Here is a 9,297-nt window from a genome sequence, read left to right as displayed (position 1 = left end):
TCGGTCACGACGACCTCGTGGGTGCCCGCGAGCTGTCGCCTCACCAACCCGAGCAGCCGACCGCCCCGCCGAATCCAGGCGGCGTCGCCGTCGCCCTCGAGGGGCAACTTCGCGTCCGCGTAGACGGCGTTCCACGCGATCAGGCGCTCGGCGAGGTCGGCGTCCACCAGCGTCGCGGGCTCGACGGCCGCGCCGTCGAGCCACAGCGGCCCCGATCCGTACTCCGGCCAGAACTCGACCACCGCCATGTCGCGGACCTCCCCGCCGGGCTAGACGTTGAAGCGGAACTCCACGACGTCGCCGTCGCGCATCACGTAATCCTTGCCCTCCATGCGGACCTGGCCCGCGGCCTTGGCCGCCGCCATGGAACCGGCGGACATCAGCGCGTCGTAGGAGACGATCTCGGCCTTGATGAAGCCGCGCTGGAAGTCGGTGTGGATCTCGCCGGCGGCCTCCGGCGCCGTGGCGCCGCGCCTGATGGTCCAGGCGCGCGACTCCTTGGGTCCCGCGGTCAGGTAGGTCTGGAGGCCGAGGGTGTGGAAGCCGATCTTGGCCAGGCGGTCCAGGCCCGGCTCGGTCTGGCCGGTGGACTGCAGCATCTCCAGGGCCTCCTCGGGTTCCAGGTCGACCAGCTCGGATTCGAACTTGGCGTCCAGCACCACCGAGTCGGCGGGGGCGACCATCTCGGCCAGGCGGGCGGTGAGCGCCTCGTCGGCGACCTGGGATTCGTCCACATTGAAGACGTACAGGAAGGGCTTGGCCGTCAACAGGTGCAGGTCGTACAGCGGCTCGGTGTCGAGACCCGCGGAGAAGATGGTGCGGCCCGAGTTGAGCACCTCGCGGGCGGCGGTGATCGCCTCGACCGTGGCGCGCTTGTCCTTGTTCATGCGCGCCTCCTTCTCCAGACGGGGTAGGGCGCGGTCGATGGTCTGGAGGTCGGCCAGGATCAGCTCGGTGTTGATGGTCTCGATGTCGTCGGGCGGGGAGATCCGTCCGTCCACATGGGTGACGTTGCCGTCCTCGAAGACCCGCACCACCTGGCAGATCGCGTTGGCCTCGCGGATGTTGGCCAGGAACTGGTTGCCCTTGCCCTGGCCCTCGCTGGCCCCCTTCACCAGGCCCGCGATGTCCACGAAGGTCACGGTCGCCGGGATGACCTTTTGGGAGTCGTGCAGCTCCGCCAGCCGGTCCAACCGGGGGTCGGGGACGCCCACCACCCCGGTGTTGGGCTCGATGGTCGCGAATGGATAGTTCGCGGCGAGAACCTCGGCGCGGGTCAGCGCGTTGAACAGAGTGGACTTGCCGACGTTGGGCAGCCCGACGATACCGATGGTCAGTGAAGGCATGGGCCACATATTAGGCAATGGCGTGTGGTGTGTCCCTGGCAACTACGGTGGGCCGCAGGTCACCGCGCCGTGTTGGCCATTGCGACACTTTTGAGACAGCGTACGCGGCCCGTCTCCACGCGGCCCGCGCCTGGCACGGGACCCACGGGCTGCGTTGTTGACCCCCCACCCCACCTGATCGGCTTCGAGCCCGAGAGGACCAGTCGTGACCGAGCCCGCGAAGACCGCGGCGACGCTCGATTCGCCCCCACCCGACGCCGCCGAGCACACCAGTGCCAGGGCGCGCCGGGTGATCTGGCTGCTGTTGGCGGCCGCGTTCGTCCTGATTCTCAACGAGACCATCATGGCCGTCGCCCTGAGCAAGCTGATGCACAGCCTGCGCATCGACGCGTCCACCGCGCAATGGCTGTCGACGGCGTTCATGCTCACCATGGCGGTGGTCATCCCGGTCACCGGCTTCCTGTTGCAGCGCTTGAACACCCGGCCGATCTTCATCGGCGCCATGGCGTTCTTCTCCCTGGGCACACTGACCGCTGCCTCGGCGCCGGGCTTCGAGGTGCTGCTGGTCGGGCGCGTCCTGCAGGCGTGCGGCACCGCGGTGATCATCCCGCTGCTGATGAACACCATCATGACGATGGTGCCGCCCGCCGAGCGCGGCAAGATGATGGGCAACATCTCCATCGTCATCTCGGTCGCCCCGGCGATCGGGCCCACCATCTCCGGGGTGGTGCTGAGCTTCCTGTCGTGGCGCTGGATGTTCTGGCTGGTGCTGCCGATCGCGCTCGTCGTCGGCTTCATCGGCTACCGCCAGATCGAGAACGTCGGCGAGCCCAAGAAGGTGCCGATCGACGTCTTCTCCGTGGTGCTGTCGGCGCTGGGCTTCGGCGGGCTGATCTACGGCCTCAGCCGCATCGGCGAGGGCGGCCGGACCGGCGGCGGGTCGCACTCCTCGCCGGTGGCGATGTGGATCGCGCTGAGCGTCGGCGTCGTGGGGCTGGTCGTGTTCGTGTGGCGCCAGCTGATGCTGCAACGCGACGACCGGGCGCTGTTGGACCTGCGCACATTCAAGGCGGGCAACTTCACCATCACGGTGGTCATCCTGCTGATCTGCATGGCGACGCTGTTCGGCACCGTCATCCTGTTGCCGATCTACACCCAGCAGGTGCTGCATCTCAGCCCCCTGTCGACAGGGCTGTTGCTGCTGCCCGGCGGGCTGGTGATGGGCGTGATGGGGCCGGTGGTCGGGCGGATCTTCGACCGCTTCGGCCCGCGGATCCTTGTGGTTCCCGGCGCCGTCGTCATCACCGTCATCATGTTCCTTTTGACCCTTGTGGACGAACACACCTCGCCGTACTCGCTGCTGGCCGGTCACATCCTGCTCAGCGCCGGGCTGGCGGCGCTGATGACGCCGCTGTTCACCGCCGGGCTTGGCTCCGTGAAGCCGGAGCTGACCCCGCACGGCAGCGCGATCGTGGCGACCTGCCAGCAGGTGGCCGGGGCGGCGGGCACCGCCCTGTTCGTCACGGTGATGGCGATCCAGGTCGCCGCGTCCAAGGCCGCCGGGGCCGGACAGGCCGCCTCGCTGACGGACGGGGTGCGCGCGGCGTTCACCGTGGGGCTGGTGATCTCGCTGCTGGCGGTGGTCGGGGCGTTCTTCGTCCGCAAGCCGCCCGAGGCCGCGGAGTCGACCGCTCACTGAGGACGTATGTGACGGATATCCGATTGTCCTCGGTAGGTGAACGTGTGTTTACTAGGTAGGTAAACGCGCGTTCACCTACCGAGGAGCCCCATGCCCGCCGTGCCCGAGCGACACCCCCGACTGATTCTCGGCATGCTGTCCTGCTGCGGCGTCCTGGTCGCCATCATGCAGACCATCATCGTCCCGCTGCTGCCGTCGCTGCCCCGCCTCACCCACAGCGGCGCCGACGACGTCAGCTGGACCGTCACCATCACCCTGCTGACCGGCGCGGTGTTCACCCCGCTGCTGGGCCGCGCGGGTGACATGTACGGCAAGCGCCGGGTGCTGCTGACCGCCCTGGTCGGCATGGTGATCGGCTCGCTGATGTGCGCCACCAGCTCCGACCTCTTGACCCTGATCATCGGGCGCGGCCTGCAGGGCGCCGCCGTGGCCGTGGTGCCGCTGGGCATCAGCATCCTGCGCGACGTGGTGCCGCCCGAGCGCGTCATCCCGTCCATCGCCATCATGAGCGCCACCCTCGGCGTCGGCGCCGCCTTCGGCATCCCGATCGCCACCGCCGTCATCGAATACACCGAGTGGCACACCATGTTCTGGGTCAGCGCCGCCCTCGGCGTCATCGTCGTGATCGCGGTGGCCCTGATCGTCCCGGAATCCACGCTGCGCACCCGCGGCCGCTTCGACGTGCCCGGCGCGCTGGGACTCAGCGCCTTCCTGGCCTGCCTGCTGCTCGTGGTGTCCAAGGGCAGCTCCTGGGGCTGGGACAGCCCGGCCACGCTGTGGCTGGCCGCCGCGGCCGTCATCGTCGGTCCGCTGTGGGCGTTTTACCAGCTGCGGGTGAGCGCGCCGCTGGTCGACGTCGCCGTGTCGATCCGGCCCGCCGTGCTGTTCACCAACCTCAGCGCGCTGCTCATCGGCTTCGCCTTCTACGCCAACTCGCTGGCCACCGCGCAACTCGTGCAGGAGCCCGCCTCCACCGGCTACGGCCTCGGCGCGTCCATCTTCGTCAGCGGACTGTGCCTGCTGCCCGGCGGCGTCGCCATGGTGATCCTGTCGCCGGTGTCCGCCCGGCTGTCGGCGGCCCGCGGGCCCCGCTTCACCCTCACCCTGGCCACCGTCATCCTCGCCGTGGGCTACGCGGTCCGGCTGTTCACCAGCGACAGCCTGGCCGGCATCATCGTCGGCGCCACTGTCGTCGCCTCCGGAACCGCCGTGGCCTACTCCACGCTCCCGGCCCTGATCATGCAAGCTGTACCCGTGACCGAAACCGCGGCCGCCAACGGCCTCAACACCCTGATGCGCACCATCGGGCAGGCGGTGTGCAGCGCCATCGTCGCCACCGTGCTGGCCCACCTGGTGGCCGTCCACGCCGGACACTCCGCGCCCACCCTCGGCGCCTACTACCTGGTGTTCGTCATCGCCGGTGCCGCCGCGCTCGGCGCCCTGGTGCTCACCCTGTTGATCCCCGCCAAGCGGCCCGCCCGCGTCCTGGCGGGTGCGGGCGCGTCATGACCACCGCCGATTCGGGACGCGACGCGATCCTGCGCGCCGCCCGCATCGCCTTCGCCCGCGACCCCTTCGCCCTGGTGACCCTGCGCGACATCGCCACTGAGGCGGGGGTGAGCGCCGCGCTGATCGTCAAACACTTCGGCAGCAAGGAATCCCTGTTCGACCGGGTCGCCGACTTCGGCGCCGCCGCCGAGTCGCTTCTGGACGCGCCCGACGCCGAGCTCGGGCACCATCTGGTGCTCACCCTGATCCGCTATCGCCGCGCCCATCGCCTGGACCTGCTGCTGCGCGTGGTGTTCACCATCGGGCGGGGGGACGAGCGTTCCCTGCTGCGCGAACGCTTCCAGGCCCAGGTGGTGCGCCGGCTGGCCGAGCGGCTGCGCGGCCCGGACGCACAGCTGCGCGCCGAGATGGTGGTGGGGCAGCTGTTGGGACTGTCGGCGGCCTCGGCGATCAACCCCGGCGGTCCCGTGTCCACGGTGGACCCCGAACGCATCGCCAAGCGGTACGGGCCCGGCATTCAGTCCCTGATAGACGAATGAGGGCGCCCGTGGCGGACGCCCTCGACTCGAGTCACTTCGCGATCTGATCCCTACGGAAAATCTTGCGACCCAACCAGGTCACGGGATCGTACTTGCGGTCCACCACGCGCTCCTTCATCGGAATGATCGCGTTGTCGGTGATCTTGATGTGCTCGGGGCACACCTCGGTGCAGCACTTGGTGATGTTGCAGAAACCCAGACCCTGCTCGGCCTGCGCCATCTCCTTGCGGTCGTCGCGGGCGTCCAGGGGGTGCATGTCGAGCTCGGCGGCGCGAATGAACATGCGGGGACCGGAGAAGTCCTCCTTGTTCTCCTCGTGGTCACGCACCACGTGACAGGTGTTCTGGCACAGGAAGCATTCGATGCACTTGCGGAACTCCTGCGAACGCTCCACATCGACCTGTTGCATCCGGTACTCGCCCGGTTCCAGGTCGGCCGGGGGCTCGAAGGCCGGCATGGCGCGGGCCTTCTCGTAGTTGAACGACACGTCGGTCACCAGGTCGCGGATCACCGGAAAGGTCCGCACCGGGGTGACGGTGACGGTCTCGTCCGGCTCGAAGGTGTTCATCCGGGTCATGCACATCAGGCGCGGGCGGCCGTTGACCTCCGCCGAGCACGAGCCGCACTTGCCCGCCTTGCAGTTCCAGCGCACCGCCAGATCCGGCGCCTGGGTGGCCTGCAGGCGGTGGATGACGTCCAGCACGACCTCGCCGTCGTTGACGTCGACGTCGAAGTCGGTCAGCTCACCGCCCTCGTCGTCTCCGCGCCACACGCGGAAGTGGCGTTCCGTCATTTCTCGTCACCGTCCTTGTCCGACGCGCTGCCCACAGCGGCGTCGTAGCTGTCGAGTTCCTCGGCGGTCATGTACTTGCCCAGCTCCCCGCGATCGAACAGGGTGAGCAGCTCGTCGCGCATCACCGGAAGCGGCTGGCGCTTCAGGGTCACGTCCGGACCCGGCATCGAGCAGACCAGGTTCACCTTGCGCCACGACGGGTCCATGCCGGGCGCGTCCTCGCGGGTGTGACCACCGCGCGACTCCGAACGCTCCAGGGCCGCCTTGGCGACGCACTCGCTGACCGCCAGCATGTTGCGCAGATCCAGCGCCAGGTGCCAGCCGGGGTTGTACTTGCGCCCGCCGCTGGCGCGCACCTTCTTGACGCGCTTCTTGAGCTCCTCCAACTTGACCAGGGCCTCGTCCAGCTCGGGGGCGCGGCGAATGATCCCGACCAGGTCGTTCATCACCTGCTGGAGGTCGTGCTGCAGCGTGTACGGGTTCACGGACTCGTCGTCCAGCTCGTCCACCAGCACCGACAGCGCCGCGGTCCGGACGCGCTCCACGTCGGCGTCGGGCACCTGCGGACGCTCCTGAAGGCTGTCCACATAGCCGGCGGCGTGCTCGCCGGCGCGCTTGCCGAACACCAGCAGGTCGGACAGCGAGTTGCCGCCCAGCCGGTTGGAGCCGTGCATGCCGCCCGACACCTCGCCCGCGGCGTACAGACCGACCACCTTGGACTGCTGGGTGTCGGGGTCGACCTCGACACCGCCCATCACGTAGTGACAGGTGGGCCCGACCTCCATCGGCTCCCGGGTGATGTCCACATCGGCCAGTTCCATGAACTGGTGATGCATCGACGGCAGCCGCTTCTTGATCTCCTCGGCGGGCAGCCGCGTCGACACGTCCAGGAAGACGCCGCCGTGGGGCGTGCCCCGCCCGGCCTTCACCTCGGCGTTGATGGCGCGGGCGACCTCGTCGCGGGGCAGCAGCTCCGGCGGGCGCCGGTTGTTCTCCTGGTCCTTATACCAACGGTCCGCCTCGTCCTCGTTGTCGGCGTACTGCTCCTTGAAGACCTCGGGGATGTAGTTGAACATGAAGCGCTCGTTGTCGCTGTTGCGCAACACACCGCCGTCGCCGCGCACCGACTCGGTGACCAGAATGCCCTTCACCGAGGGCGGCCACACCATGCCGGTGGGGTGGAACTGGACGAACTCCATGTTGACCAGGGTCGCCCCGGCGCGCAGCGCCAGCGCGTGACCGTCGCCGGTGTACTCCCAGGAATTGGACGTCACCTTGAAGGACTTGCCGATGCCGCCGGTGGCCAGCACGATCGCCGGCGCCTCGAACAACACGAACTCGCCGTTGTCGCGCCGGTACCCGAAGGCCCCGGCCACCCTGCCGTCGGTGAGGATCAGCTCGGTGATGGTGGTCTCGGCGAAGACCTGAAGCTTCGCGTCGTAGCTGCCGGACTCCCGCTTGTCGTCCTGCTGCAGCGACACGATCTTCTGCTGCAGGGTGCGGATCAGCTCCAGGCCGGTGCGGTCACCGACGTGGGCCAGCCGGGGGTACTCGTGACCGCCGAAGTTGCGCTGCGAGATCTTGCCCTCGGGGGTCCGGTCGAACAGGGCACCGTAGGTCTCCAGCTCCCAGATCCGGCTGGGCGCCTCCTTGGCGTGCAGCTCGGCCATGCGGAAGTGGTTGAGGAACTTGCCTCCCCGCATGGTGTCCCGGAAGTGGACCTGCCAGTTGTCCTTCGAGTTGACGTTGCCCATGGCGGCGGCCGCGCCGCCCTCGGCCATGACCGTGTGGGCCTTGCCGAACAGCGATTTGGAGATGATGGCGGTTTTCTTGCCCGCCATCCGGGACTCGATCGCGGCCCGCAGACCGGCGCCGCCGGCGCCGATGACGAGCACGTCGAAGGAGTGGCGTTGAACCTCGGACACTTGCTTCTCCACTCCTAGTTGAAAATCCGCAGATCGGTGAGCACATCGGACGACACCAGCCATACGTAGGCGTCGGCGGCCATCACCGAGAACATTGAAATCCACGCCCACATCTGGTGGCGGGCGTTGAGCCTGGACGCCATGGTCCACAGTCGATACCGCACGGGGTGCTTGGAGAAGTGGGTGAGGCGCCCGCCGACGATGTTGCGGCAGGAGTGGCAGCCCAGCGTGTAGGCCCAGATGCACACCACGTTGATCCACAGGATCACGGTTCCCAGACCGATGCCGAAGCCGCCGTCGGTGCCGTGGAACGCGATCGACGCGTCGTACGTGAGAACCGCCGCCACCAGGACCGCGAGGTAGAAGAAGTAGCGGTGGACGTTCTGGAAGATCAGCGGGAAGCGCGTCTCGCCGGTGTAGCGCTTGTGGCCGTCGGGAACGGCGCAGGCCGGGGGCGACAGCCAGTACGACCGGTAATACGACTTGCGGTAGTAGTAGCAGGTCGCGCGGAAGCCGCCGGGCAGGATCAGCACGATCATCGCCGGGCTCATCCAGGAGGGCAGTTGCGGGAACGGCTGGCCCAGGAAGTGGCTCGACCCCTCCACGCAGCTTTGCGACAGGCACGGCGAATAGAACGGCGCCAGATAGTGGTGGGCGTCCACCCAGTAGTCGGCGTCCCAGAAGATCCGCACGAACCCGTAGATCAGGAAGGCCGCGAGACCCAGGAATGTCAACAGTGGTGTGACCCACCAGCGGTCGGTCCGCAAGTGACGTTCCGCAATCGCGGCACGTGGTCGGCTCTGCCGCCCAAGCGTGGCTGTCATCCGTATGCGCTCCCTCGCGCGAGTGTTGGGAGCCCCCCGTCAGCGCGGCGCGCCGCCGGGACAAGACCGACGTTTATTGACACGTGTTGACAGTGGGCTCGCTGGAATACTGCGGCACGCAGAATATCCCTTGCCCCCAGTGGGCGCGATCACGCCCCGCCGCCGTGTGTGACACGCCCGAATGCGTGCGTTATCACACGGGTGCGACCACGCAACGGGTTTACGGCTTCGCCAAGCGTCGGTCCGATGGCGCGTCGTCGGGGCGGGCTTCCGTTTTTTCTGTTTTACTCGCATTCGCATGGGGACGAACACCGAGGATACGGCGCCGGCGACGATTGGTAGGGCGGTGATTTCGATGGGTTACCGGGCCTGCGGTATGCGCCGATCACGTGGATCTTGTCCGAATCGTTACCGGAAGGTGTGGTTTTCGGTGCCAGCGCCGAGATTTAGTCGGCTAGTTTTCCCCAGCATGGGTCGCTTCGCGGCGGCCCACTTCACCGGCGGCGGGCAGTTTCCGTTGAGCCAGACCGACTCGGTGAACCCAACGAGAGAACCATTAATCGAGGAGAAGTGATGGTGCGCAAAAAACGCGTCATAGCTGCCGTCTCCGCTCTCGCTTTGGCGGGTCTGGGACTGGCGGCCTGTGGGGGCGGTGGGAGTGG

Annotated in this window: 8 protein-coding genes and 1 pseudogene; 3 read left to right on the top strand and 6 right to left on the bottom strand. The window is 67.9% G+C overall.

What is annotated here, in order from left to right:
• On the bottom strand, positions 1 to 248 hold a 248-nt coding region (locus VE172_RS02945; protein ID WP_324796925.1), incomplete at its 3' end, for a hypothetical protein.
• A 21-nt stretch (positions 249 to 269) separates the two neighbouring features.
• Positions 270 to 1,346: a redox-regulated ATPase YchF gene (ychF, locus tag VE172_RS02940; RefSeq protein ID WP_324796922.1), complete on the bottom strand. Its 1,077-nt coding sequence runs from the start codon at positions 1,344 to 1,346 to the stop codon at positions 270 to 272.
• A 205-nt stretch (positions 1,347 to 1,551) separates the two neighbouring features.
• Between ychF and VE172_RS02935 the strand changes: the two genes are divergently transcribed.
• The 3 genes from VE172_RS02935 to VE172_RS02925 all read left to right on the top strand — a co-directional run bounded on the left by VE172_RS02935 (position 1,552) and on the right by VE172_RS02925 (position 5,093).
• Positions 1,552 to 3,045 (top strand): MDR family MFS transporter, encoded by a 1,494-nt coding sequence (locus VE172_RS02935; RefSeq protein ID WP_324796918.1) that lies wholly within the window; start codon positions 1,552 to 1,554, stop codon positions 3,043 to 3,045.
• Positions 3,046 to 3,135: 90 nt separating this feature from the next.
• On the top strand, positions 3,136 to 4,554 hold the full coding sequence (locus VE172_RS02930) for an MFS transporter (protein WP_324796915.1): 1,419 nt from the start codon (positions 3,136 to 3,138) through the stop codon (positions 4,552 to 4,554).
• Complete coding sequence (locus VE172_RS02925) at positions 4,551 to 5,093, top strand: TetR/AcrR family transcriptional regulator (protein WP_324796913.1); 543 nt, start codon at positions 4,551 to 4,553, stop codon at positions 5,091 to 5,093. Before VE172_RS02930 ends, VE172_RS02925 begins: the two co-directional genes overlap by 4 nt.
• A gap of 40 nt (positions 5,094 to 5,133) precedes the next feature.
• Here the strand turns inward: VE172_RS02925 and VE172_RS02920 are convergent.
• The 4 genes and pseudogenes from VE172_RS02920 to VE172_RS02905 all read right to left on the bottom strand — a co-directional run.
• Positions 5,134 to 5,886, bottom strand: a pseudogene (locus VE172_RS02920) (succinate dehydrogenase/fumarate reductase iron-sulfur subunit); the annotation flags it as partial.
• Positions 5,883 to 7,811, bottom strand: coding sequence for a fumarate reductase/succinate dehydrogenase flavoprotein subunit (locus tag VE172_RS02915; protein WP_324796907.1), 1,929 nt, complete (start codon positions 7,809 to 7,811; stop codon positions 5,883 to 5,885). The pseudogene VE172_RS02920 and the gene VE172_RS02915, both read right to left, overlap by 4 nt.
• Before the next feature lie 14 nt (positions 7,812 to 7,825).
• Entirely contained in the window at positions 7,826 to 8,635 is an 810-nt protein-coding gene (locus VE172_RS02910; protein WP_349258231.1) for a hypothetical protein, read from the bottom strand.
• Between the two features lie 408 nt (positions 8,636 to 9,043).
• Positions 9,044 to 9,297: hypothetical protein (locus tag VE172_RS02905; protein ID WP_324796901.1), on the bottom strand; the 254-nt coding region annotated here is incomplete at its 5' end.

Source organism: Stackebrandtia sp. (assembly GCF_035643755.1).
GTDB lineage: Bacteria > Actinomycetota > Actinomycetes > Mycobacteriales > Micromonosporaceae > Stackebrandtia.
The sequence above is the reverse complement of the archived record's forward strand: the minus strand, read 5'-3'. Positions and strand labels throughout refer to the sequence as shown.